24 protein-coding genes and 1 pseudogene are annotated in these 25,566 nt (G+C 55.7%); 17 read left to right on the top strand and 8 right to left on the bottom strand.

The window, feature by feature from the left end; genetic code table 11:
• Positions 1–90: 90 nt before the first annotated feature.
• The 9 genes and pseudogenes from cytR to INF68_RS01995 all read left to right on the top strand — a co-directional run.
• Entirely contained in the window at positions 91–1,116 is a 1,026-nt protein-coding gene (gene cytR, locus INF68_RS02035; protein ID WP_023309683.1) for a DNA-binding transcriptional regulator CytR, read from the top strand.
• A 93-nt stretch (positions 1,117–1,209) separates the two neighbouring features.
• Positions 1,210–2,211, top strand: a complete 1,002-nt coding sequence (gene ftsN, locus INF68_RS02030; protein ID WP_126786985.1) for a cell division protein FtsN — start codon at positions 1,210–1,212, stop codon at positions 2,209–2,211.
• A 94-nt stretch (positions 2,212–2,305) separates the two neighbouring features.
• Positions 2,306–2,836 (top strand): ATP-dependent protease subunit HslV, encoded by a 531-nt coding sequence (gene hslV / locus INF68_RS02025; protein WP_008501802.1) that lies wholly within the window; start codon positions 2,306–2,308, stop codon positions 2,834–2,836.
• Between the two features lie 9 nt (positions 2,837–2,845).
• Positions 2,846–4,180: an HslU--HslV peptidase ATPase subunit gene (gene hslU, locus INF68_RS02020; protein WP_023309685.1), complete on the top strand. Its 1,335-nt coding sequence runs from the start codon at positions 2,846–2,848 to the stop codon at positions 4,178–4,180.
• 68 nt (positions 4,181–4,248) lie between these two features.
• The gene (gene menA, locus INF68_RS02015; protein WP_126786986.1) at positions 4,249–5,169 is read left to right on the top strand and encodes a 1,4-dihydroxy-2-naphthoate polyprenyltransferase; all 921 of its coding nucleotides are present in this window, start codon (positions 4,249–4,251) and stop codon (positions 5,167–5,169) included.
• Positions 5,170–5,261: 92 nt separating this feature from the next.
• Positions 5,262–5,747 carry a ribonuclease E activity regulator RraA gene (gene rraA, locus INF68_RS02010; protein WP_023309687.1) on the top strand — a complete coding sequence of 162 codons (486 nt, stop codon included), beginning with the start codon at positions 5,262–5,264 and terminating at the stop codon, positions 5,745–5,747.
• Positions 5,748–6,109: 362 nt separating this feature from the next.
• Positions 6,110–8,761 (top strand): T6SS effector BTH_I2691 family protein, encoded by a 2,652-nt coding sequence (locus INF68_RS02005; RefSeq protein ID WP_126786987.1) that lies wholly within the window; start codon positions 6,110–6,112, stop codon positions 8,759–8,761.
• Positions 8,754–9,842, top strand: a complete 1,089-nt coding sequence (locus INF68_RS02000) for a DUF6708 domain-containing protein (RefSeq protein ID WP_126786988.1) — start codon at positions 8,754–8,756, stop codon at positions 9,840–9,842. The genes INF68_RS02005 and INF68_RS02000 overlap by 8 nt, the downstream gene beginning before the upstream one ends.
• A 28-nt stretch (positions 9,843–9,870) precedes the next feature.
• Positions 9,871–9,984, top strand: a pseudogene (locus tag INF68_RS01995) (hypothetical protein); the annotation flags it as partial.
• Between the two features lie 83 nt (positions 9,985–10,067).
• Here the strand turns inward: INF68_RS01995 and zapB are convergent.
• Positions 10,068–10,307 (bottom strand): septal ring assembly protein ZapB, encoded by a 240-nt coding sequence (gene zapB, locus INF68_RS01990; RefSeq protein WP_010436935.1) that lies wholly within the window; start codon positions 10,305–10,307, stop codon positions 10,068–10,070.
• A gap of 399 nt (positions 10,308–10,706) precedes the next feature.
• On the opposite strand from zapB, the gene INF68_RS01985 reads away from it, so the two are divergent.
• From INF68_RS01985 to fpr, 4 genes are all read left to right on the top strand, one after another.
• Complete coding sequence (locus INF68_RS01985; protein ID WP_014885705.1) at positions 10,707–11,552, top strand: MIP/aquaporin family protein; 846 nt, start codon at positions 10,707–10,709, stop codon at positions 11,550–11,552.
• A gap of 21 nt (positions 11,553–11,573) precedes the next feature.
• Positions 11,574–13,082, top strand: coding sequence for a glycerol kinase GlpK (gene glpK / locus INF68_RS01980; protein WP_023309688.1), 1,509 nt, complete (start codon positions 11,574–11,576; stop codon positions 13,080–13,082).
• 164 nt (positions 13,083–13,246) lie between these two features.
• Positions 13,247–14,257, top strand: a complete 1,011-nt coding sequence (gene glpX, locus INF68_RS01975; protein ID WP_045355537.1) for a class II fructose-bisphosphatase — start codon at positions 13,247–13,249, stop codon at positions 14,255–14,257.
• Positions 14,258–14,353: 96 nt separating this feature from the next.
• Complete coding sequence (gene fpr, locus INF68_RS01970; protein WP_029739198.1) at positions 14,354–15,100, top strand: ferredoxin--NADP(+) reductase; 747 nt, start codon at positions 14,354–14,356, stop codon at positions 15,098–15,100.
• Here fpr and INF68_RS01965 read toward each other — a convergent pair whose 3' ends face one another.
• Positions 15,101–15,520, bottom strand: a complete 420-nt coding sequence (locus INF68_RS01965; RefSeq protein WP_023293600.1) for a DUF805 domain-containing protein — start codon at positions 15,518–15,520, stop codon at positions 15,101–15,103.
• A 112-nt stretch (positions 15,521–15,632) separates the two neighbouring features.
• On the opposite strand from INF68_RS01965, the gene INF68_RS01960 reads away from it, so the two are divergent.
• Together INF68_RS01960 and tpiA are read left to right on the top strand one after the other, a co-directional pair.
• The gene (locus tag INF68_RS01960) at positions 15,633–16,229 is read left to right on the top strand and encodes a DUF1454 family protein (protein WP_023309692.1); all 597 of its coding nucleotides are present in this window, start codon (positions 15,633–15,635) and stop codon (positions 16,227–16,229) included.
• A 111-nt stretch (positions 16,230–16,340) separates the two neighbouring features.
• Positions 16,341–17,108: a triose-phosphate isomerase gene (gene tpiA / locus INF68_RS01955; protein WP_014172206.1), complete on the top strand. Its 768-nt coding sequence runs from the start codon at positions 16,341–16,343 to the stop codon at positions 17,106–17,108.
• A gap of 99 nt (positions 17,109–17,207) precedes the next feature.
• Here tpiA and INF68_RS01950 read toward each other — a convergent pair whose 3' ends face one another.
• The 6 genes from INF68_RS01950 to cpxP all read right to left on the bottom strand — a co-directional run bounded on the left by INF68_RS01950 (position 17,208) and on the right by cpxP (position 23,347).
• On the bottom strand, positions 17,208–18,512 hold the full coding sequence (locus INF68_RS01950) for an SLC13 family permease (protein WP_109846431.1): 1,305 nt from the start codon (positions 18,510–18,512) through the stop codon (positions 17,208–17,210).
• A 73-nt stretch (positions 18,513–18,585) separates the two neighbouring features.
• A complete protein-coding gene (locus INF68_RS01945) occupies positions 18,586–19,329 on the bottom strand; it encodes a CDP-diacylglycerol diphosphatase (RefSeq protein WP_063439136.1) in 744 nt (247 codons plus the stop codon).
• Positions 19,330–19,436: 107 nt separating this feature from the next.
• On the bottom strand, positions 19,437–20,426 hold the full coding sequence (locus tag INF68_RS01940) for a sulfate ABC transporter substrate-binding protein (RefSeq protein WP_023309695.1): 990 nt from the start codon (positions 20,424–20,426) through the stop codon (positions 19,437–19,439).
• Positions 20,427–20,657: 231 nt separating this feature from the next.
• Positions 20,658–21,620 (bottom strand): 6-phosphofructokinase, encoded by a 963-nt coding sequence (gene pfkA / locus INF68_RS01935; protein WP_023309696.1) that lies wholly within the window; start codon positions 21,618–21,620, stop codon positions 20,658–20,660.
• Between the two features lie 174 nt (positions 21,621–21,794).
• Positions 21,795–22,688: a CDF family cation-efflux transporter FieF gene (fieF, locus tag INF68_RS01930; protein WP_193525248.1), complete on the bottom strand. Its 894-nt coding sequence runs from the start codon at positions 22,686–22,688 to the stop codon at positions 21,795–21,797.
• 152 nt (positions 22,689–22,840) lie between these two features.
• The gene (gene cpxP / locus INF68_RS01925; protein WP_063439135.1) at positions 22,841–23,347 is read right to left on the bottom strand and encodes a cell-envelope stress modulator CpxP; all 507 of its coding nucleotides are present in this window, start codon (positions 23,345–23,347) and stop codon (positions 22,841–22,843) included.
• Positions 23,348–23,497: 150 nt separating this feature from the next.
• Between cpxP and cpxR the strand changes: the two genes are divergently transcribed.
• Positions 23,498–24,196, top strand: a complete 699-nt coding sequence (gene cpxR, locus INF68_RS01920; protein ID WP_006179159.1) for an envelope stress response regulator transcription factor CpxR — start codon at positions 23,498–23,500, stop codon at positions 24,194–24,196.
• Positions 24,193–25,566: an envelope stress sensor histidine kinase CpxA gene (gene cpxA, locus INF68_RS01915; protein ID WP_023309731.1), complete on the top strand. Its 1,374-nt coding sequence runs from the start codon at positions 24,193–24,195 to the stop codon at positions 25,564–25,566. The genes cpxR and cpxA overlap by 4 nt, the downstream gene beginning before the upstream one ends.

Genomic DNA, 25,566 nt, shown 5'->3' with positions numbered 1-25,566 from the left:
CACTTTTTATGAAAATTCTGTAACCGATTCCATTAACTATCTGTAAAAATGGTGATGTCAGAAGTTCGGTGTTCAGGCGAGGAGAAGACGTTGAAGTCCAGGAAAGAGGTTGCACCGGCGACCATGAAAGACGTTGCCCAGAAAGCACAAGTCTCTACGGCAACGGTATCCCGCGCATTAATGAACCCGGATAAAGTCTCCCAGGCGACCCGTAACCGGGTAGAGCAGGCTGCGCTTGAAGTGGGCTATTTTCCGCAGGCAATGGGACGTAACGTCAAACGCAACGAGTCGCGCACCATCCTGGTGATTGTGCCGGACATCTGTGACCCCTTCTTCAGCGAGATTATCCGCGGTATTGAAGTCACCGCAGCGGAACAGGGTTACCTGGTGCTGATTGGCGACTGCGCTCATCAGAACCAGCAGGAAAAAACCTTCATCGATCTCATTATCACCAAGCAGATCGACGGCATGCTGCTGCTTGGCTCTCGCCTGCCTTTTGATGCCAGCATTGAAGAGCAGCGTAATTTACCGCCGATGGTGATGGCGAACGAGTTTGCGCCGGAGCTGGAGCTGCCGACGGTCCACATTGATAACCTCACCGCCGCGTTCAACGCCGTAAACTATCTCCAGGAGCTGGGGCATAAGCGTATTGGCTGTATTGCCGGACCTGAAGAGATGCCGCTGTGTCACTATCGCTTACAGGGCTACGTTCAGGCGCTGCGCCGTACCGGCGTCACCGTCGATCCGCACTACATTGCGCGCGGTGATTTTACCTTCGCCGCGGGTGGACAAGCGCTGGAGAAACTTCTGGACCTGCCTGAGCCGCCAACCGCCGTATTTTGTCACAGCGACGTGATGGCGCTGGGCGCATTATCGTACGCCAAACGCCGCGGCCTGCGGATACCGAAAGATTTATCGATCATCGGATTCGACAATATTTCGCTTTCAGAATTTTGCGATCCGCCGCTCTCAACGGTCGCTCAGCCGCGCTACCAAATCGGCCGCGAAGCGATGCTTCTTCTGCTGGATCAGCTTCACGGTCAAACAGTTAGCAGCGGCTCGCGGTTGCTGGACTGTGAACTGATTGTCCGCGGCACTACCCAGGCATTGACTTAAAGTAAACGTCTTTCGGATACCCTTATCTGGTCAAAGCCCCGCCGCTTAAGTAACATGGCGGACTGACGAACGAATAAATACAGCGAAACGATAGTGGCACAACGAGATTATGTACGTCGCGGCCAGCCGGCACCTTCGCGACGCAAAAAGAGTAGCTCAAGGAAAAAGCAACGTAACCTGCCTGCTGTCTCGCCAGCAATGGTCGCTATTGCTGCGGCTGTAGTCGTCGCCTTTATTGGTGGCCTGTACTTTATCACGCACCATAAAAAAGAAGAGTCTGAGGCGCTTCAGGCCAGTAAAGTTGCCGGAAACGGCCTTCCTCCGAAGCCTGAAGAGCGCTGGCGCTATATCAAAGAGCTGGAAAGCCGTCAGCCCGGGGTGCGTGCGCCAACCGAACCTTCTGCGGGTGGTGAAGTGCAGAATGCGAATCAGCTGACGGATGAACAGCGCCAGCTGCTGGCCCAAATGCAGGCCGATATGCGCCAGCAGCCTACGCAGCTGAACGAAGTGCCTTGGAATGAGCAGACCCCGGCGCAGCGCCAGCAAACGCTGCAGCGACGTCAGGCGCAACAGCAAATCCAGCAGCAGCAACAACAGCAGCAGCAGTGGGCGCAAACCCAGCCGGTGCAGCAGCCGAAAGCACAGCCGCGGGTAACGGAACAGCCATACCAGCAGCAGACGCGTACGGCGCAGTCCCAGCCTGTTCAGCAGCAGCCGAAAACGCAGCCGCAGAAACAGGCGGCTCAGCCGTATCAGGATCTGCTCCAGACGCCAGCGCATACCACCGCGCAGCAGCCGAAAACGCAACAGGCCGCGCCGGTCACCAAAGAGACCGAAGCGCCGAAGCAGACGGCTGAGAAAAAAGACGAGCGCCGCTGGATGGTGCAGTGCGGTTCGTTCAAAGGTGCCGAGCAGGCGGAAACGGTGCGCGCGCAGCTGGCCTTTGAAGGGTTTGATTCGCGTATTACCACCAATAACGGCTGGAATCGCGTGGTGATTGGTCCGGTCAAAGGCAAAGAAAATGCCGATGGCACCATTTCGCGGTTGAAAATCGCCGGTCACACAAACTGCATTCGACTCGCCTCCGGGGGTTGAAACCCCCAAAATCCCCCCCATCTATCATTTAATTCAGCCCTGAGCACAGGCTCAGGGCTTCTGTTTCCCGATTCTGTAACCAGGGGGTCTGCTCGTGACAACAATAGTAAGTGTACGCCGTAACGGCCATGTGGTAATCGCCGGTGATGGCCAGGCCACGCTGGGTAATACCGTCATGAAAGGCAACGTGAAAAAAGTGCGCCGCCTCTACAACGACAAAGTGATCGCCGGTTTTGCAGGCGGCACGGCGGACGCCTTTACGCTGTTTGAACTGTTTGAACGCAAACTGGAAATGCACCAGGGTCATCTGGTGAAAGCTGCCGTTGAGCTGGCGAAAGACTGGCGTACCGACCGCATGCTGCGCAAGCTCGAAGCGCTGCTGGCGGTCGCCGATGAAACCGCATCGCTTATCATCACCGGTAACGGTGACGTGATTCAGCCGGAAAATGACCTGATTGCCATCGGCTCTGGCGGCCCTTATGCCCAGGCTGCTGCCCGCGCGCTGTTGGAAAATACCGACATGAACGCGCGTGATATCGCGGTGAAGGCGTTGGATATTGCAGGCGATATCTGCATTTATACCAACCACAACCACACCATCGAAGAATTGACCTCCAAAGCGTAAGGATCTCCCATGTCTGAAATGACCCCACGCGAAATTGTCAGCGAACTGAACAAACACATTATCGGCCAGGATAACGCCAAGCGCTCCGTGGCTATCGCTCTGCGTAACCGCTGGCGTCGTATGCAGCTTGACGAAGAGCTGCGCCACGAAGTGACGCCAAAAAACATTCTGATGATCGGTCCAACCGGCGTCGGTAAAACCGAAATTGCCCGTCGTCTGGCCAAGCTGGCTAACGCGCCGTTCATCAAAGTTGAAGCCACCAAGTTCACCGAAGTGGGCTATGTGGGTAAAGAAGTGGACTCCATCATCCGCGATCTGACCGACTCGGCGATCAAGATGGTGCGCGTCCAGGCGATCGAGAAAAACCGCTATCGCGCGGAAGAGATGGCCGAAGAGCGCATTCTCGACGTGCTGATCCCACCGGCAAAAAACAACTGGGGCCAGGCAGAGCAGCAGGCGGAACCGTCCGCTGCGCGTCAGGCATTCCGCAAAAAACTGCGTGAAGGCCAGCTGGACGACAAAGAGATTGAGATCGATCTCGCTGCCGCGCCAATGGGTGTGGAAATCATGGCGCCTCCGGGCATGGAAGAGATGACCAGCCAGCTGCAGTCCATGTTCCAGAACCTGGGCGGCCAGAAGCAGAAAGCGCGTAAGCTGAAAATCAAAGACGCGATGAAGCTGCTGATTGAAGAAGAAGCGGCGAAGCTGGTAAACCCGGAAGAGCTGAAGCAGGACGCTATCGACGCGGTTGAGCAGCACGGTATCGTGTTTATCGACGAAATCGACAAAATTTGTAAGCGCGGCGGCAACAGCTCCGGCCCGGACGTGTCCCGCGAAGGCGTTCAGCGCGACCTGCTGCCGCTGGTTGAAGGCTGTACCGTCTCCACCAAGCACGGCATGGTGAAAACGGACCACATCCTGTTTATCGCTTCAGGGGCGTTCCAGGTTGCCAGCCCGTCGGATCTGATCCCCGAACTGCAGGGGCGTCTGCCTATCCGCGTTGAGCTGCAGGCGCTGACCACCGAAGATTTCGAACGTATTCTGACCGAGCCGAACGCCTCTGCTACCGTACAGTACAAAGCGCTGATGGCGACCGAAGGCGTGAACCTCGAGTTCACCGAAGACGGTATCAAGCGTATTGCCCAGGCCGCATGGCAGGTCAACGAAACCACCGAGAACATCGGTGCGCGTCGCCTGCATACCGTGCTGGAACGCCTGGTGGAAGATATCTCTTACGACGCGAGCGACCTTAACGGTCAAACCGTTACCATTGACGCAGAATATGTGAGTAAACATCTGGATGCGTTAGTGGCAGATGAAGATCTGAGCCGTTTTATCCTATAATCGCGGTTACTGGATTCTCATCACGTTTAATGGGGGCTAATGCCCCCATTTTTATTGGCTAAATACTTATGACTGACATCAGCCGTACTCAGGCGTGGCTCGAAAGTCTGCGCCCTAAAACGCTTCCTCTGGCCTTTGCCGCGATTATCGTTGGCACCGCCCTTGCCTGGTGGCAGGGTTATTTTGATCCGCTGGTCGCCGCGCTGGCACTGATTACCGCCGGCCTGCTGCAAATTCTCTCCAATCTCGCCAACGACTACGGCGACGCGGTAAAAGGCAGCGACAAGCCGGACCGCATAGGGCCACTGCGCGGAATGCAGAAAGGGGTGATTACCCAGGCGCAGATGAAACGCGCGCTGATTATCACCGTAGCGCTGATCTGCGTATCCGGCCTTGCGCTGGTGACGGTGGCGTCTAAGACCACCAGCGATTTCATTGGCTTCCTGGTGCTGGGTTTACTGGCCATTATCGCGGCCATCACCTACACCGTCGGCACGCGTCCTTACGGTTATATTGGGCTTGGGGATATCTCCGTACTGATGTTCTTCGGCTGGCTGAGCGTGATGGGAAGCTGGTACCTGCAGGCGCATACGGTGATCCCTGCCCTGTTCCTGCCCGCAACCGCCTGCGGTCTGCTGGCGACGGCGGTGCTCAACATCAACAACCTGCGCGACATCGACAGCGATCGCGAGAACGGCAAAAACACCCTGGCGGTTCGTCTTGGGCCGGTCAATGCGCGCCGCTATCACGCCTGTCTGCTCATTGGCGCGCTGGTTTGCCTGGCACTGTTTAACCTGATTTCCTTGCAGAGCTTGTGGGGCTGGCTGTTTGTGCTTGCCGCGCCGCTGCTGATTAAGCAGGCCCGCTTTGTGATGCGTGAACTCAGCCCGTCCGCCATGCCGCCAATGCTGGAACGCACGGTAAAAGGCGCGTTGCTGACTAACCTGTTGTTCGTCATTGGGATTGTTTTAAGCCAGACGCTGCGTTAGCTGACAAATATCAATTAACAATTGATGATTTTGCCAACAACGCATTTCGCACGATATACTGAACACATTCGCAGCAACTGAGCGTTAAACCTATGAAATACGATACCTCCGAGCTTTGTGACATCTACCAGGAAGATGTCAACGTCGTTGAACCGCTGTTCTCCAATTTTGGTGGGAGGTCGTCGTTTGGCGGTCAAATCGTCACGGTGAAATGTTTCGAGGACAACGGGTTGCTGTACGATCTGCTCGAACAGAATGGCCGCGGCCGCGTTCTTGTGGTCGACGGCGGCGGTTCCGTGCGCCGTGCATTAATTGATGCTGAACTGGCCGGCATTGCCGTTCAGAATGAGTGGGAAGGCCTTGTGGTGTACGGTTCCGTGCGTCAGGTGGACGATCTGGAAGACCTGGATATCGGGATTCAGGCCATCGCGGCCATACCGGTAGGGGCGGCAGGTGATGGAATCGGCGAAAGCGACGTGCGCGTCAATTTCGGCGGCGTGACCTTCTTCTCCGGGGACCATCTCTACGCCGATAATACCGGCATTATCCTTTCCGAAGATCCGCTGGATATCGAGTAATTTAACAGGCCATCTTTTATCGGATGGCCTTTGTTTTTATCATCACCCAAACCGTGAAGTTAACACAGGTTTAGATATCTCCTCTTTTTATACTGCAATGACACTCCCCCGGAGCGTCTCCTGATAGTTTCGGCTCTCCAGAATAACCGTTCATTCAATCGCCGTCGTTTGCCACATATTTTGCATATCACATCGTACTTTCCCTGCACAGCAGGTGCGCACTAACTGCTTGCGAAATAAAGAAAATTTAGCTTAGGTTAACGTCTTTACGGTGTATTATGAGTAAATAACCGCCACAATTTCAGGGTTACCTTTCCTGCTTACCGGACGGGCTTACCTGACAGAAGAAGAATGGATTCATCATGAGCAATGAAAAGGGATGTAAGTTCTGCCAGCGCGTCGGTTTACCCGTCCTGCCGGTTCGTCCGGCAATCATGGAAAAAGGTGACGCGTTACCGGCTTTATCTGGCAGTATCACCGTACCTGTAACGGCCGAAGGAGGTGCAGACTATACCGCCCGTCTGCTGAGGCAGGGCTTTTTATACATCTGGGCGGAACGTTCACAACGCTGGATTAACTATTATGCTACCGGCGACGGCTATTTTTATCCTCTTCCAGAGGACGGCACCGTGCCGCCGCGCGTGGAAAGCGGGGACATTACCCCCTGTATTACCCGACCAGATGAACTGGCAACCGCTTCCCTGGTGACACTGCCGGTAAAGCCCGCCGGAATCCTTAACGGGGTGTACTGGTTTGCGTGGTCTGAAGAGTCGTGGACACCGATGGTACGCAAACAGCATGAAGATGTCGCCTGGCGGCGCCAGTATATGCAGAAATTTGATATGGATGCCTGGCTTGCCAGCCACAGCGGCCAGCAGGCCCTGCCCTTCCGTCAACTCGCCAGCTGCGTGGCTGAATACAGTCCAGGACTGCGCAACAGCACCCTTAAAGCCTGGACTCCCTCTCCCCTCAAAGCGGTCAGTAGTCATTCTGCGGCCGCTTTACGACAGGCGGCAGATAATCTGAACGCGGGCAGCGGTGCGATTCTGATATTGTCTGACCCGGTTGGGGTGGCGACGGAGATTTCAGCCCTGGCACGCTACCGGATGCAGCAGGCTATCGCCACGGATCCGGAGTTGAGCCGTGGCACTGCATTGCTGACAATGCTCGGCAGCGTCGAACTGGCAATGCGTAATTATTTTTACCTGCGGGCAGAAGCCGGGGATGAAAGCTATGAGCGCCAGATGCGCTACGGCAGGGACACGCCAGCAGGACCGAGATTTCCGGCTCCGGACATGGCCGACCGGATGCATGTCCTGAATGAGGCCAGCCGGAAGGACCGGGTGGATGAGGCATGGCAGACCGGCTACGAAAAATACATCGACCGGGCGAAGACACAGACATTCAGTCAGACACTGAAAGACTGGCTGACCGAGTATGACAACAGTTCAGTCATTCCCATCACCCGGATGTATCTGGCCTGGCTGCAGGGACCGGCGATGGCGAATTACTTTGTGCAGCACTTTGATCCGACCTGCGCGCACAGCGGCGGACGCTATATCCAGACAGTAGCGAAAGTACTGGCAGGAATGAACGACAAAGGCGGAGTGATTACCCACATCGATCAGCAGCTGAATCAGGCTCCGCTGACGCCGGAAAACTTTCTTCAGCGAGCGGCCTTCTTTAATCATGATGGCTGGATTGCCGAGGTGAACGCACAGCTGAAAAGCGGCGGACCAGACTGGTGGCTGGGCATAAGCTGGGACCGTCTGGCGGACGGCGCGAAGGAGTACAGCGGCAGCTACGCCAGTGCGATCCTGACCGGGCTGGAAAAGCTCAGCATGCTCTGGTCTGACACGATGATGAAATCGGTGGATCTGATGGTGAAAGGGACGCCAGTGCGCTTTGCTGTCGGGATACTGGCGATGCAGGGTAAGGCGTTCTCAGCCGTCAGCGTGGTGCCGGGGACGAAAAACTTTGTCGGGGCGATGACCCGGGGAATGGCCGGGATGCTGGAAATGAGTGGACGCAGCGGCGGGCAATTATATACCGCGATGCAAAAGCTGACCGACCGACTGGTGAAGGAGCTTCCGGAGAGCTCGCTGGAGAAAATATCTCTGCCGCGGATTATTGACGTGCAGGAAGCGAAGGCAATGGCCGCCCTGCCGGTTAAAGAGCGGCTGGCGAAGCTCAGTACGGCAATGCTCACGGAGGACGAGCTGGCGCGAATGCTGTTCCCGAAATCGCTGGGCTCATCGGTGGCGCAACTGAGCGGGATGAAACCCGGCACGCTGGCGACGGAGATGGCGGCGAAAGGCATGACGTTTGGCGGGACGGTGTTCTCAGCGTACTTTCAGTGGATGTTGCTGGGGTACGGTATGAAAGACAGCGGCCTGCCGTCCGATAGTAAAGCAGCGACGGTGTTCGGTGCCAATGCCAGCATGGCGGTGGCGTCAACGGCGGAAGCGCTGAAGCTGGCGATGACGCCACTGATGAGGCTGGAAGTACCATCGGCAGTGTCCACGATAAGAAACGGAGTAATGAAAGTCGTCGGATCGAGTTTCTTTAACAGGTTAGGATATGTTGGCGGTTTGGTTTACACCGGGACTGAAATAGATAGCGGTTGGAAGGGACTTAATAGCGGAAAGACAGATATCGGTATCACCCATCTGATAAATGCTCTCGGTGTCGGGATGATGACTGTCGGGGGCGGTAGCGAGATCTCGGTTGCTATTCTTTCATTCTTTGGTATCACGAGGACCATTCTGGCCGGATCGGAACTGGCGGTCTTTTTCTTGGGACCTACAGGGATATTTGTTGGGATGCTGCTGGTTCTGGGGGCGGGAGCCTGGCTGTTAAGCCATACCCGTAACGACATACAGACCTGGCTGCTCAGCACACAGTGGCGTCGGGTGCCGCCGGGCGAGAGTGACATCCCGGCTATCTGCCCGGATGCACAAATAGAAAAGGAGGGCTATATGGCTTTGACGGCTCAAGGAAGCGCGCATGTTTAATCCCTTTAAACGATTCCCTGCCGACCCGTCCAAACAGTTCGATAAAATGTTTCTCCGCCTCAGTGATAAAGGCGTCTCCCGGGTTTATTCGCAGAAAACGGGCGACCCGGATGTGAAAGGGATTTACGGATTTGACAGCGTGGTGCGGCTGAACTCAACGTACCTGGAGCTGGTTGATCGGAATTACAGATGGCGTGGAGGTTGGACATTTGCGGGAGCTTTCTTTTTTTGTCTGTTCCTGGGTTTGTTTTTTCAGCCACTAATTACACTGTTACAAACTGGCTTTCATAGCATTGGCATATGGATTGTTGCCATCATTCTCTGGATCGTTATGTTACTGCTATCTTGGGGGGCAAGCCGGATAATGGTCTCTGAAGTTTTTTTCAGTACCTATTACCCGATCCGCTTTAACCGTAAAAATGGGATGGTGTATGTCTACCAGTCCGGTGGAGATGTTTTGTCGATACCGTGGCAGGATTTTCGCTTTGTTCTGACCAATGGAAAGAATTTCACCATTACAGAATGGGCCATTATAGGGTGTGTTATAGGAGATGACGGGGACACGATCACGCGAACTTTCCCCCTTCCTATTAATCTGGCCTGGGACCCCGAAGACCTGACCATGTACTGGGAATTTATCCGCTGCTATATGGAAGAAGGGGATGAGTATCTCCCGGACCTCGCGGACTCCATTGCCTGGTGCCCGCCGGTTGAAAAACAGAAAGAAGGCTGGCTGTTCGGACTGCTCTACCTCAGCAAGCAGTGGTTCGGACGTCTCGGTCTGCTGGTGAATGCGCTGCAGTTGCCTCTCTTTTTTGTTCTCAGTTTTCCGCGCTGGCTGGTCATGCTGACCTGCAAAATACCGGAATGGCCTGCGGAGGTAGCTGCGGCCTGTCAGCCGGACGAGAATGACCCTGTCAATAAAGGCGCTGAGCATAATCCACCGCAGGTCTGGCGACCGATGCTGGGCTTGCAGGGCAAGGAGCGTTATACCCGCACGTTTGCAAAAGAGCGCGGAGCAATGGACCGGGTCGTTGCCCGGCTGAAAGCCAAATATGGCGGGCAGGACCATGTGGACTGAGGGGCTTATCGGTCATGAACCGAATACTGGCGAAAGCGACGTGCGCGTTAACTTCGGCGGCGTGACCTTCTTCTCCGGCGACCATCTCTACGCCGATAATACCGGCATTATCCTGTCCGAAGATCCGCTGGATATCGAGTAGTAAGAAGTCAGCTACAACCATAAAAAAGCCGGGTGGCGGCGACGCCTTACCCGGCTTATTTCATCTGTATTTCCCGAGAGAAATTAGACTTCTTCCATACGTCCCAGCAGCGCCTGCAGGCGATCCTGCCAGCCGTTCTGCTGTTCGCGCAGCTGGTTGTTTTCGCGCTCCAGTTCTTCGCGGCCGTGCTGAGCGTTCTGAACTTCCTGCGCCAGGCTGTTGTTCTTTTCTTTCAGCTCTTCAATTTCCATCTGCAGCAGGGTGATGGTGTCAATCGCCTGCTGTACTTTCGATTCCAGTTTCTCAAACACTTCTAAAGACATGATGCTACCTCTCCTGAATTGCAAGGCGACGCTTTAACATAAACGCGCACGACATATACCGTCGATTGTATGGAGCGCGGCGCTCTGTGTCCAGCGACACACCGCGCAGATCGCGGTTTGCAACACTTTTAGGTCTGGTCCTGGTGTGTTCGCGTCATATACCCCTAAATTGTTAACTGATTCGTTAATGAAATGATTCAGCTCACATTCCTGTACTGATGCAAAAATGTGCTTTATGGCGCGAAAACGCTCATTTTATTGACACAGACCACACATTTTGATTTCGATATTTCTCGTTTTTGCTCGTTAACGATAAATTAACACTATGTCTACAGGGCATCGTGGCTGTCACGGGCGGCCATGCTAACAATAAACATCAATTTCTTCAGGATTCCGATTATGAGTCAGACATCAACCTTAAAAGGCCAGTGCATTGCCGAGTTCCTTGGTACCGGGTTGTTGATATTCTTCGGAGTGGGCTGTGTCGCTGCACTGAAAGTGGCGGGTGCCAGTTTTGGTCAGTGGGAAATCAGTATCATCTGGGGTCTGGGCGTGGCGATGGCCATCTACCTGACTGCAGGGGTTTCTGGTGCACATCTTAACCCGGCGGTGACAATCGCACTGTGGCTGTTCGCGTGCTTCGACGGACGCAAAGTTGTTCCTTTCATTCTTTCTCAGTTTGCCGGCGCGTTTTGCGCAGCGGCGTTAGTTTACGGGCTTTATTACAATCTTTTCATCGACTTCGAACAGACGCATCATATGGTACGCGGCAGCGTCGAAAGTCTGGATCTGGCAGGCATCTTCTCAACCTACCCTAACCCGCATATCAATTTTGTGCAGGCTTTCGCAGTTGAAATGGTGATTACCGCTATTCTGATGGGCGTTATCCTGGCGCTGACCGACGACGGAAACGGCATTCCGCGCGGCCCGCTGGCACCCCTGCTGATTGGTTTGCTGATTGCGGTGATTGGCGCATCCATGGGCCCGCTGACTGGCTTCGCGATGAACCCAGCACGTGATATCGGACCAAAAGCCTTCGCCTTTATCGCCGGCTGGGGCGACGTCGCCTTCACCGGTGGCAAAGACATTCCTTACTTCCTGGTACCGCTGTTTGCGCCGGTTGTCGGGGCTGCGCTGGGTGCGTTTAGCTACCGTAAATTAATTGGTCGCCACTTACCGTGCGACACCTGTGTGGAAGAGGAGAAGGAAACGACTTCTACCGCACAACAAAAAGCTTCGCTGTAATCTGACTACGGGACACATACCATGACCGAAAAAAAATATATCGTTGCGCTCGACCAGGGCACTACCAGCTCCCGCGCTGTCGTAATGGATCATGACGCGAACATCGTCAGCGTGTCACAGCGCGAATTTGAGCAAATTTATCCTCGTCCAGGCTGGGTAGAACACGACCCAATGGAGATTTGGGCGTCACAAAGCTCCACGCTGGTCGAAGTGCTGGCGAAAGCCGATATCAGCTCCGACGAGATTGCCGCGATTGGTATTACCAACCAGCGTGAAACGACGATTGTCTGGGAACGTGAAACCGGTAAGCCCATTTACAACGCTATCGTCTGGCAGTGCCGCCGTACATCCGAGATCTGCGAACAGCTGAAGCGCGACGGTATGGAAGAGTACGTGCGCAGCGCTACCGGTCTGGTGGTTGACCCGTATTTCTCCGGCACCAAAGTGAAATGGATCCTCGACCACGTAGAAGGTTCACGCGAGCGTGCTAAACGCGGCGAGCTGCTGTTCGGTACCGTCGATACCTGGCTTATCTGGAAGATGACCCAGGGACGCGTTCACGTCACCGACTACACCAACGCCTCGCGTACCATGCTGTTCAACATCAACACCCTGGAGTGGGATGACAAGATGCTGGATGCGCTGGATATCCCACGCGCGATGCTGCCTGAAGTGCGCAAGTCTTCTGAGGTATATGGCCAGACCAACATCGGCGGTAAAGGCGGCACCCGTATTCCTATCGCCGGTATCGCCGGTGACCAGCAGGCGGCGCTGTTCGGCCAGCTGTGCGTCAAGGAAGGGATGGCGAAGAACACCTACGGCACCGGCTGCTTTATGCTGATGAACACCGGCGAGAAGGCGGTGAAATCAGAAAACGGCCTGCTGACCACCATCGCCTGCGGTCCGCGCGGCGAAGTGAACTATGCGCTGGAAGGTGCGGTGTTCATGGCGGGTGCATCCATTCAGTGGCTGCGCGACGAAATGAAGCTGATCAGCGATGCGTTCGACTCCGAGTACTTTGCGACCAAAGTGAAAGACACCAACGGCGTGTACGTGGTGCCTGCGTTCACCGGTCTGGGCGCACCGTACTGGGACCCGTATGCACGCGGCGCAATTTTCGGGCTGACGCGCGGTGTGAACTCTAACCACATTATTCGCGCTACCCTGGAATCCATCGCCTACCAGACGCGCGACGTGCTGGAAGCGATGCAGGCTGACTCCGGTATTCGTCTGCACGCCCTGCGCGTGGACGGCGGTGCGGTAGCGAATAACTTCCTGATGCAGTTCCAGTCCGACATTCTCGGCACCCGCGTTGAGCGCCCTGAAGTGCGTGAAGTGACGGCGCTGGGCGCGGCGTACCTCGCCGGTCTGGCGGTAGGCTTCTGGCAGAACCTGGACGAACTGCAGGAAAAAGCGGTTATCGAACGCGAATTCCGCCCGGGCATCGAAACCACCGAGCGTAACTTCCGCTACAGCGGCTGGAAAAAAGCGGTGAAACGCGCCCTGGCGTGGGAAGAGCACGAAGAGTAATCCCCCTCACCCCGCCCTCTCCCCAAAGGGGAGAGGGTGTTTTAAGTCCCCTCGCCCCTTTGGGGAGAGGGTTAGGGTGAGGGGCTCCAACCGCACCGGCCCCCTCACCCCTCCCCACTCTGTGATAAACTTCGTGCAATTCCTTTTGATTGCACGAGTACCTCATGAAACGTGAACTTGCTATCGAGTTTTCCCGCGTCACCGAAGCGGCCGCCCTTGCAGGCTATAAATGGCTGGGCCGTGGCGACAAAAATACCGCAGACGGCGCTGCCGTCCATGCCATGCGCATAGTACTTAACCAGGTCAACATTGACGGCACCATCGTGATCGGCGAAGGCGAGATCGACGAAGCGCCGATGCTCTACATCGGTGAAAAAGTCGGTACCGGCAAAGGCGATGCCGTGGATATCGCCGTCGACCCGATCGAAGGCACCCGCATGACGGCGATGGGTCAGGCCAATGCGTTAGCGGTGCTGGCCGTCGGCGATAAGGGCTGCTTCCTGAACGCGCCGGACATGTACATGGAAAAGCTGATTGTAGGTCCAGGCGCGAAAGGCGCAATCGACCTTAGCCTGCCGCTGGAAGAGAACCTGCAAAACATCGCCAAAGCCCTGGGCAAACCCCTTAGCGAACTCACCGTCACCATTCTGGCGAAACCGCGCCACGACGCCACCATCGCGCAGATGCAAAAGCTCGGCGTGCGCGTGTTTGCTATCCCTGACGGCGACGTTGCCGCCTCGATCCTGACCTGCATGCCGGACAGCGAAGTCGACGTGCTGTACGGCATCGGCGGCGCGCCGGAAGGTGTGGTCTCCGCGGCAGTGATCCGCGCGCTGGATGGCGATATGCAGGCCCGTCTGCTGCCCCGCCATGAGGTGAAAGGCGACAGCGAAGAGAACCGCCGTATCGGGGAAAATGAGCTTGCGCGCTGCGAAGCGATGGGCATCGAGGCCAATAAAGTGCTGGCTCTGGACGAAATGGCGCGTAGCGATAACGTTGTCTTCTCGGCGACCGGCATCACCAAAGGCGATCTGCTGGACGGCATCACCCGCAAGGGCAATATGGCCACCACTGAAACCCTGCTGATCCGCGGTAAATCACGCACCATTCGCCGCATCCAGTCTATCCACTATCTTGACCGCAAAGACCCGGACGTGCAGACGCACATTCTGTAAAACCGTTTGATCGATAGAGCTTTCCGGCCCTGACGGGCTGGAAATTATCACCACAAGTACGGAAGATAGAACAGAGAAACAGCACAGGAGAAGATCATGGCGGACTGGGTAACAGGTAAAGTCACAAAGGTACAGTTCTGGACCGATGCGCTATTTAGTCTCACCGTACATGCTCCCGTTCACCCGTTTAAGGCCGGGCAATTTGCGAAGCTGGGGCTGGACGTCGACGGCGAGCGCGTGCAGCGCGCCTATTCTTACGTTAACGCACCTGATAACCCGGATCTCGAGTTCTATCTGGTCACCGTTCCTGACGGTAAGCTCAGCCCGCGCCTTGCCGCCCTGAAGCCCGGCGACGAGGTGCAAATTGTGAGTGAAGCGGCAGGCTTCTTTGTGCTCGAAGAGATCCCTGACTGCGACACGCTCTGGATGCTGGCAACCGGTACGGCCATCGGCCCTTATCTCTCTATTTTGCAGTACGGCAAAGATCTGGAGCGCTTTAAAAACATCGTGCTGGTGCACGCTGCGCGCTACGCCGCGGACCTGAGCTATTTGCCGCAGATGCAGGCTCTTGAACAGCAGTACGGCGGGAAGTTAAAGATTCAGACGGTGGTCAGCCGTGAAACCGTAGCAGGAGCGCTTACCGGCCGCGTGCCGGCGCTAATTGAGAGTGGAGCCCTGGAAGACGCGGTGGGTTTGCCGCTGAACGCTGAAACCAGCCACGTCATGCTGTGCGGCAACCCGCAGATGGTGCGTGACACGCAGCAGCTTCTGAAGGATACCCGGCAGATGACAAAACATCTTCGCCGCCGGCCGGGCCATATGACCGCCGAACACTACTGGTGATCAGCGGTATTTCACCTCGACGGTGTCTTTACCGTATTTATTTTCGCTCTGGGTGCCAATAAACGCGCCCAGATCGACAATCATCATCACGAAGATGACCGACGGCAGCAGCCTGCCCACAACCCACGGCAGGATGGACGGAAGCATCGCCCAGTTTCCCGCCACCAGCATCCAGGCCAGAATAATCAGAAAAGCCCACGCGCCGGAACGTCCGCGATCGTGCAGCCGTTTTACGACAACCGCCGCCGTTGGCCATAGCAGACAGACCAGCGCGAAGGCCGCCGTTTGCGTGCTCAGCCAGGCGTTGTAAGCAACGAAAAACAAAAGCAGCATGGCGACAACCCACGTCACCATCCAGATCCAGAAATCACGGCGTCCAATACGCCCTTTGAATGAAAACAGCCACTGCTGTATGGTCATGTAAGGTTCCTTATTATCGTATAGCGCGCATTTTACCCTGGAGTTGTGACCTTTTGACAAGCCGACCAGATATCGTTTTAATCATGAGCACTTACGGCCAGGGGCAATGTTGATGAAAAGTTCGGCACGTTCTCTTTTCCTGTGTTTAGCGCTGCTCAGCGCGGGTTATCCCCTGCACGCCGCCGAAACCACAGCCCCGACCACAGCACCCTATCTGCTGGCGGGCGCGCCGTCGTTCGATCAGTCCATCAGCCAGTTTCGTGAAACCTTCAATCAGACCAACCCCACGCTGCCGCTGGATGAGTTTCGCGCTATTGATGGCTCACGAGATACCCCCACACTGACCCGTGCGGCAAGCAAGATAAATGAGAATTTGTATGCTTCCACGGCGCTGGAGCGCGGTACGTTAAAAATCAAAAGCATGCAAATCACCTGGCTGCCGATACAGGGGCCAGAGCAGAAAGCCGCTAAGGCGAAAGCGCTGGAGTATATGAGCGCGGTATTGCAGGCCTTTACCCCTGCGCTGACGAAAAAGCAAAGCCAGCAAAAGCTGCAAAAACTCCTTACCGCCGGGAAAAACAAGCGTTACTACGCCGATACCGAAGGCGCGATCCGCTATGTTGTGGCGGACAACGGCGAAAAAGGACTGACCTTCGCTGTTGAACCGATTAAGCTGGCACTATCTGACACTCTCGGCGGGGCGAATTAATGACAAAAAGCAAAGCCTTTCGAGGGAAAATCTCTATACTGATTCACAGACCATGCTGCCCGACAGGGTGGCCATATTCCTTAATTCGCTTATTTAGCGTGGAGAATTGAAATGCGACATCCTTTAGTGATGGGTAACTGGAAACTGAACGGCAGCCGCCACATGGTAAACGAACTGGTTGCGAACCTGCGTAAAGAGCTGGCTGGCGTGACGGGCTGCGCGGTTGCTATCGCTCCGCCGGATATGTACCTGGATCTGGCTAAACATGCCGCTGACGGCAGCCACATCATTCTGGGCGCGCAGAACGTTGACGTTAACCTGTCTGGCGCGTTCACCGGTGAAACCTCCGCTGAAATGCTGAAAGATATCGGCGCAAAATACATCATCATCGGCCACTCCGAGCGTCGCACCTATCACAAAGAATCCGACGAGTTCATCGCGAAGAAATTCGCCGTGCTGAAAGAGCAGGGTCTAATCCCGGTTCTGTGCATCGGTGAAACCGAAGCGGAAAACGAAGCGGGCAAAACCGAAGAAGTGTGCGCACGTCAGATCGACGCAGTACTGAAAACTCAGGGCGCGGCAGCGTTCGAAGGCGCGGTAATCGCATACGAGCCAGTCTGGGCGATCGGTACCGGCAAATCTGCAACCCCTGCGCAGGCTCAGGCGGTTCACAAATTCATTCGTGACCACATTGCTAAAGCCGACGCGAAGGTCGCTGAGCAAGTGATTATTCAGTACGGCGGTTCCGTAAACGCCTCCAACGCTGCTGAGCTGTTCACCCAGCCAGACATCGATGGCGCGCTGGTTGGCGGTGCATCCCTGAAAGCTGACGCTTTCGCGGTGATCGTTAAGGCAGCAGAAGCGGCTAAACAGGCGTAATTGCCTTTGCGGCGGGTGGCGCTTGCGCTTACCCGCCGCTCTTCTCCTCCCTCTCCCTTTGGGAGAGGGTTGGGGTGAGGGGAAACCGCTCGCACCGAACTACACTTTCCCCAGCAAACTAAACCACAGGTAATCCAGCGGCAGCAGCACCAGATAGGTCGCTATCGCCAGCGCCAGACAGAGCACCATCCCCGCCCTGGCAGGCACCTTTCCTAGCCCCATCGCCACCACGATCGGCGACGCCTGATACGGCAGCAGCGGCGTGGAATAGCCGAGCACCTGAATCATGATCACCGACAGCAGCGGGAAGCCGGTCGCATCCGAGAAGCTTTGCGCCAGGGTGGTATACAGCGCAGGAACGCCGTTGGCGGTCATAATGAAGTTGAGCGCGGTGGTGATCCCGGTCAACGCCAGGAAGCTGGTGAACGGTCTGTCTGCATCCAGCGGCATAATGCGAAGCAACGCCTCGCCCACGGCCGTTCCGATACCGGTTTGCGTCACCACGATCGCAAGCCCAAGAATCCCCGCGACGTAAATACAGGTGCGCATGTTCACGCCCGCTGAAAATTCTTCCCCGGTGATAAAGCCAACGCGCGGCAGCATGACGATGATCGATGCCGCCAGCCCCGTCCACGCCGGCCCAACGCCGTGCCAGCTCTCCGTGACCCACATCCCCAGCACCACCGCCAGCAGCCAGGCAAGACGCTTTTCATCCCGCCCCATAGGCTCTGACGGCGCCTGTTCCTTCGGCGGTTTTGGGCTACCGGGAAATAGCCAGCAGATGAGGCCAATCAGAATCAGGCCTTTGAGAATACCGAGCACCGGCGTGTGCAGCAGCAGATACGGGACATAGTTCAGATGGATGCCGTACGAGCCTTCCGCCGCACCGCTCATCACCAGATTAGGGACGTTGGCAGGCAGGATCGTCGCCGAAAGCTGGAAAGTCCCGAACCCCACGGCCAGCGCCAGCCCGAACCAGGCGCGGGAGCCGTCGGCGATACCGGCGCGTTTTGCCATCGCCGCGACAATCGGCATCAGCAGCGCAATACGTCCCATGTTCGACGGCATCACAAACGCCAGCGCGTAGCTCAGCAGCACCACGCTCGCCACCATCAACACCCAGGAGTCGGTGAGCTTTGCCGACAGCGCCCGGGCGGCCCTGTCCGCCAGTCCGGTTTTACGGATCGCCACGCCAAGCACAAAGCCGCTGAATACCAGCCAGAAAGCAGACGAGGCAAAACCGCCGAAGATGACCTCCGGCGGGGCGATTCTGGCGGTCATCGCCGCCGTGAAGAACAGCAGCGCGGTGATAAATTCCGGCAATAGCGACGTCGCCCACAGCACGATGGTGACGCCAACAATCAGTGAGGGCAGCAGCAGAGGATACGTTAACCAGAGCGACATACCTGTCTCCTGTAGAATTTTTCAGCAAGTCTACGGTGACAGGCAGCCCGAGTAAACGCGATTTATGGTGGGGTTACTTCAGGATAGCGCATTGATGATCCTGTAGTTCCTCCGCAGACGCGCGGTTAAGCGTGAGCAGGTTACGCTCGGTCGCCAGCAAAACAAAAGAGCCATCCGACTGCTGCGCCATTGCCAGCGCGAAACGCCCCATATGGTCGCGCGCTTCCGGCAACTCTTCCGCCAGCATCATAAACGGGCTGCGCTGGACCAGTTCATTCTCCGTCACGCGACGAGCAAGATATTCATGTCCTTCCAGCCCCCCCGGAAGAGGCAGCCACTGGGTGCTGATTTCTCCCTGTGCCGCGTTGAGCTTCTCGCGCACGTCCGGGCGCAGGCAGGAGATATGAATATGAAAATGGTTCTGCGTGCGGCCAGTCGGCGAGTTAATCGTCAGCGAAATGGCGCTATCAGGCACCTCGGATCCACGCTTCAGGGTCATAAAGCTGCGCGACTGCCACGCCAGCCAGAAAAAGTTCGGCGTATGAGCGTCGGTCAGCAGCGGGCTCTCGGTACCGTTGATGCGATATGTTGGCATCAGCAGGTATTGCAGCGGCCCGTTACGATCTTTAAATACCACATAGCCTGCATCCGTTTTCACCTGCGCACAGGGTGCCGGGTTACGGTTCTGGATCTGATTCGGCACACACTGGTCGAGAACGATATGGCGCAACGCATTCGGATTACCCGCCTTCATCCAGTACACGCCGCCAGCGGCAAGGGCGATGACAATGAGGAGCAATAAGATAATTTTTTTCACAACGCGTTCCCTGTTTTCAATAGAGGCAAAAGAGTAACGCAAAATGATGACCAAATAAAAAACCCGGCGGATTTCTCACGCCGGGTCACCGTGTCACAGGCTAATGGTTAGCGCTGGCTAATTTGGTCGAAGGTACCGCCGTTGGAGAAGTGCTCTTTCTGCGCTTTCGTCCAGCCGCCGAACACATCGTCAATAGTGAATAGCTTCAGTTTAGGGAACTCCCCTTCGTATTTCTTGGCGACCGCCGCATCGCGTGGACGATAGAAGTTTTTCGCCGCAATTTCCTGGCCTTCTGGCGAGTACAGATACTTCAGGTAGGCTTCCGCCACCGCTTTGGTATCTTTCTTCTCAACCACTTTATCGACCACGGAAACGGTCGGCTCAGCCAGAATCGATTCGCTCGGGGTCACGATCTCGAATTTGTCTTTACCCAGCTCGTGGGTCGCCAGCAGAGCTTCGTTTTCCCAGGCAATCAGCACGTCGCCAATCCCGCGCTCGACGAAGGTGTTGGTGGCGCCACGCGCGCCGGAGTCCAGCACCTCAACGTTTTTATACAGCGCCTTCACAAATTCCTGCGCTTTGGCCTGGTCGCCATTGTTGTGATGCAGTGCATAACCCCACGCGCCGAGGTAGTTCCAGCGAGCGCCGCCGGAGCTTTTCGGGTTCGGGGTAATTACAGAAACACCCGGTTTGATCAGGTCGTTCCAGTCTTTAATTTGTTTCGGGTTTCCTTTACGCACCAGGAAGACGATGGTCGAGGTGTAGGGTGCGGAGTTATCCGGCAGGCGTTTGATCCAGTTTTTGTCGATGCGGCCGCGCTCGGCGATCGCGTCAACATCGTAGGCCAGCGCCAGGGTCACCACGTCGGCTTCAATACCGTTTATCACGGACGTCGCCTGCTTGCCGGAGCCGCCATGCGACTGGCGAACCACCACGTTGTCGCCGGTTTCCTGCTTCCAGTGTGCCGCAAACGCTTTGTTGTATTGCTCGTACAGTTCACGCGTCGGGTCGTATGACACGTTCAGTAACTGGATATCCTTAGCCAGAACGCTGGTCGATGCCAGCAATAATGTTAAACCCACGCCCCATTTATTCATCGCCCAGCTCTCTTGTGTAGTGTTTTGATGAATGCAGCGTGCCAGAAAGCGAATCGAGGATTAAAGAATAAAAAAAGATTGGCTATAACGTAGTGGAATAAAAGAAGTGGATGAGCGGCCTGATGCCCTCACTCCAACCCTCTCCCACGGGAGAGGGAGCAACCATAAAAAACGGTAACCCAAGGATTACCGTTTTGCATTTACCTTGCCGCCACCGGGCAACAGAGCCGATCAGTACAGTTTTTTCGCGCAGTCCAGCCAGTCACCTTTGAACGGACGCTTCATATTTTCAATCGCGTCGATGATGTCGTGGTGAACCAGTTTTTCGTTCTGAATACCGACGCAGCGGCCGCCGTGGCCCTGCAGCAGCAGATCGATAGCGTACGCGCCCATACGGGACGCCAGAATACGGTCGTAAGGGCCTGGGGAGCCGCCGCGCTGGATGTGACCCAGTACGGTCGCGCGGGTTTCGCGTTTGGTTTCGGCTTCGATGTACTTCGCCAGCTCGTCAACGTCGCAGATGTGCTCTGTGATAGCCACGATCGCGTGTTTTTTACCCTTCGCGATGCCCGCTTTGATTTCAGCCACCAGATCTTCACGACTAAATTCGACTTCTGGCACGACGATAAATTCGCAACCGCCCGCAATGGCTGCCGCCAGCGTCAGGTCGCCGCAGTAACGGCCCATCACTTCAACGATAGAGATACGCTGGTGAGAAGAAGAGGTGTCACGCAGACGGTCAATCGCTTCAACAACGGTACCCAGCGCAGTAAAGAAGCCAATAGTGTAGTCAGTACCCTTGATGTCGTTGTCGATGGTGCCCGGCAGACCGATGCACGGGAAGCCCATTTCGGTCAGACGTTTTGCACCCATGTAGGAGCCGTCACCGCCGATAACCACCAGGGCGTCCAGGCCGCGTTTCTTCATGTTTTCGATAGCCACTTCACGAACGTGTTCATCACGGAATTCCGGGAAGCGCGCGGAACCGAGGAAAGTACCGCCACGGTTGATCATGTCAGACACGCTGTAACGGTCGAGCTGAACCATACGATCTTCATACAGGCCCAGATAACCGTCATAAACGCCAAAAACTTCCAGGCCTTCCGTCAGCGCTGCACGGACAACACCACGAATTGCCGCGTTCATGCCCGGCGCATCACCGCCGCTTGTCAACACACCGATTTTCTTAATCATGACTACCTCTGAACTTAGGAATGCAAAATTGAAATCTGTTGCCGGAAGAAACTTATCGACCAACGAATACTGCAAATAGTATATCAATCCCTTCCAGCTGAATTGATTCAGGTCAGACCAAACGGCGGTAATTTATACACAAAATGCTGGCCTGGCTCACTCTTTTACAACGAATTACGAAAGCCCAACATGACCGGGTACAACCGAGCAGGGATCCTGGTGAATGATGACGTCTGAACCAGGAAAACGCTGCAAAATCGCCTGCTCGACCTGCTCAGCAATAACGTGAGCCTGAACCAGTGGCAGGTTGTCTTCCATTTCAATATGAATCTGAATAAAGCGGGTCGGTCCTGACTGCCGCGTTCGAAGATCGTGTGCACCGCTGACGCCGGGCCAGGAGGTCACGATAGAAAAAATTTCATTACGTTCTGAGTCCGGGAGGGCGCGGTCAAGCAGTGATTGCACCGCTTCATACCCCATCCGCAGGGCGCTATATAAAATATAGATACCAATCCCTAACGCAAATAACGCATCGGCGCGATGCCAGCCATACCAGGCCAGACCGAGCGCAATAAGAATAGCCCCATTCATCATAACATCAGATTGATAATGAAGCATATCCGCCCATACAGCCTGACTTTGCGTTTTGCGAACAACCCAGCGCTGGAACGTTACCAGAACAAGTGTGCATATAAGCGCAACGATCGTCACAACTACACCCACGCCGGGATCGTTCATCGGTGTCGGCGAAACGAGATGCTGAATGCCGGTTAAAAACAGGAACAGCGCAGAGCCGGAAATGAACATGCTTTGCGCCAGCGCGGCCAGCGACTCCGCTTTGCCGTGCCCAAATGTGTGCTCTTCATCCGCTGGCTGCAGCGAGTAACGCACCACCAGCAGGTTGGTCAACGAGGCGGCAATGTCCATCAGCGAGTCCACCAGCGCCGCCAGAATACTGACCGAGCCGGTATACCACCAGGCAAAGATTTTAATCAGTAACAGGCTGGAGGCCATGACGGTCGCCGCAATGGCGGCCCGGCTTACCAGTCTTCCATAGGATTGATTCATAAACGCTCCTGTCATGTCATGCCGCTAGTATAACGGAAGCATGGGGAGTCTAAGGATGAATAAACGGTTAACAGCGCGGATGCGGGGCAAAAAAAACCCCCACATCATGTGGGGGAAGACAGGGATGGTGTCTATGGCAAGGAAAACAGGGTTTACTGGTTACTACGGGTACTGCTATTGCTACTGAAAAACGTCGTTTCTGAGCTTCGCTGCATCCGTGCAACCTCACGCAGCTGGTCCATTCGCTGCTGATGTCTGGCATTCAAAACCGCTTGCTGCTCGGGCGTTAGCAGGTGGAACATCTGGTTGCGGACCTTCGCCAACTCTACCTGGCGGGCAACCTGTTCCTGTGCCATTTTTTCGGCCTGAGCGCGAACAGCGCTTTCGTCAAAATTTTCTGCGGTGACAAGGCGATGCATTGTCTCCATTTCGCTAACATTAACAGGGGGCTGGTCGTGTCGTGCCCTCTGCATCAGATCTCGCATCTGTTGACGCTGATGTTCGGTTAAACTTATGCCGTCAAACATATGGCTTTGGCTGCTGTTCTGCGTTGCGCCCTCTTGTAAGGGACTGTTATCGCTGATGATAGCTTCAGCAGCCTGGCTAAACGCACTGAACGCCAGCGTTGAGGCCATGACGGCAGCGGTAACTTTGCGCATCACTTGCTCCCAAAATCTTTCGTGTCGCGATTCAACGAGAGACAGTCTACGATTCAGGCTGCAAACATGCGTCAGGGGGTGTAAAACAACGTAAAGTCATGGATTAGACAGCCTTGATGTCGTAATTTCTGCCTCGGAGGTATTTAAACAATGAATAAAATCCTGTTAGTTGATGATGACCGAGAGCTCACATCCCTTTTAAAGGAGTTGCTCGACATGGAAGGTTTCAACGTCCTGGTTGCCCATGATGGCGAGCAGGCGCTGAGTCTCCTTGACGACAGCATCGATTTACTTTTGCTTGACGTGATGATGCCGAAGAAAAACGGTATTGATACGTTGAAAGAGCTTCGCCAGACACACCAGACTCCCGTAATCATGCTGACCGCACGCGGCAGCGAACTTGACCGCGTACTCGGCCTTGAGCTGGGCGCGGATGACTATTTACCCAAGCCGTTTAACGACCGTGAACTGGTTGCCCGTATTCGCGCTATCCTGCGTCGTTCCCACTGGAGCGAGCAGCAGCAAAATACCGACAACAGCTCACCCACCCTTGAAGTCGACTCCCTGAGCCTGAACCCGGGCCGTCAGGAAGCAAGCTTTGATGGCCAGACGCTGGAACTGACCGGCACGGAGTTCACCCTGCTGTATCTGCTGGCGCAGCACCTCGGCCAGGTGGTTTCGCGTGAACATCTAAGCCAGGAAGTGCTGGGCAAACGCCTCACCCCGTTTGACCGCGCCATCGACATGCACATCTCTAACCTGCGCCGTAAGCTGCCGGAGCGTAAAGACGGTCACCCATGGTTTAAAACCCTGCGTGGTCGCGGTTATCTGATGGTTTCTGCTTCATGATAGGAAGCTTAACCGCCCGCATCTTCGCCATCTTCTGGCTGACGCTGGCACTGGTTTTAATGCTCGTACTGATGTTGCCAAAACTCGACTCACGCCAGATGACGGAGCTTCTCGACAGCGAGCAACGTCAGGGCGTGATGATCGAGCAGCACGTGGAAGCCGAGCTGGCAAACGATCCGCCGAACGATTTAATGTGGTGGCGCAGGCTGTTTCGCGCTATCGACAAGTGGGCGCCGCCCGGACAACGCCTGCTGCTGGTGACCAGCGAAGGCCGCGTGATTGGGGCCGATCGCAATGAAATGCAGATCATCCGCAACTTCATTGGCCAGGCGGATAATGCCGATCATCCCCAGAAGAAGAAATATGGCCGCGTAGAGATGGTGGGGCCTTTCTCCGTCAGAGACGGAGAGGATAATTATCAGCTCTACCTGATCCGTCCAGCGAGCAACTCCCAGTCTGATTTTATCAACCTGCTGTTTGACCGCCCTCTCCTGCTGCTGATTGTCACCATGCTGGTCAGCTCGCCGCTGCTGTTATGGCTGGCGTGGAGCCTGGCAAAACCAGCGCGCAAGCTGAAAAATGCCGCCGATGAAGTGGCGCAGGGTAACCTGCGACAGCACCCTGAACTGGAAGCAGGTCCGCAGGAGTTCCTTGCCGCCGGAACCAGTTTTAACCAGATGGTGAGCGCGCTCGACCGCATGATGACCGCTCAGCAACGTCTGCTGTCGGATATCTCGCACGAGCTGCGTACCCCGCTTACGCGCTTGCAGCTTGGCACCGCGCTGCTGCGCCGCCGCAGCGGTGAGAGCAAAGAGCTCGAGCGTATTGAAACAGAAGCGCACCGCCTGGACAGCATGATCAACGACCTGCTGGTCATGTCGCGCAATCAGCAGAAAAACGCGCTGGTCAGCGAAACGGTGAAAGCGAATCACCTCTGGCACGAGGTGCTGGACAACGCGGCGTTCGAAGCGGAACAGATGGGTAAATCCTTTACCGTCAACTTCCCGCCGGGCCCGTGGCCGCTGTACGGTAACCCCAACACGCTGGAAAGCGCGCTGGAGAACATCGTGCGTAACGCTCTTCGCTACTCGCATACGAAGATTGAGGTGGCGTTCTCGGTGGATAAAGACGGGATCACCGTCATTGTCGATGATGACGGCCCAGGCGTGAGCCCGGAAGACCGCGAGCAGATTTTCCGTCCGTTCTATCGTACCGATGAGGCGCGCGACCGGGAATCGGGCGGCACGGGACTGGGTCTGGCGATTGTTGAAACCGCCATGCAGCAGCACCGCGGCTGGGTGAAAGCCGACGACAGCCCGCTGGGTGGGCTACGGTTAACGCTTTGGCTACCGTTGTATAAGCGTTCGTAG

This window comes from Enterobacter cloacae complex sp. P16RS2, assembly GCF_014982155.1.
GTDB classification, from domain to species: Bacteria; Pseudomonadota; Gammaproteobacteria; order Enterobacterales; family Enterobacteriaceae; genus Enterobacter; species Enterobacter cloacae_M.
The sequence above is the reverse complement of the archived record's forward strand: the minus strand, read 5'-3'. Positions and strand labels throughout refer to the sequence as shown.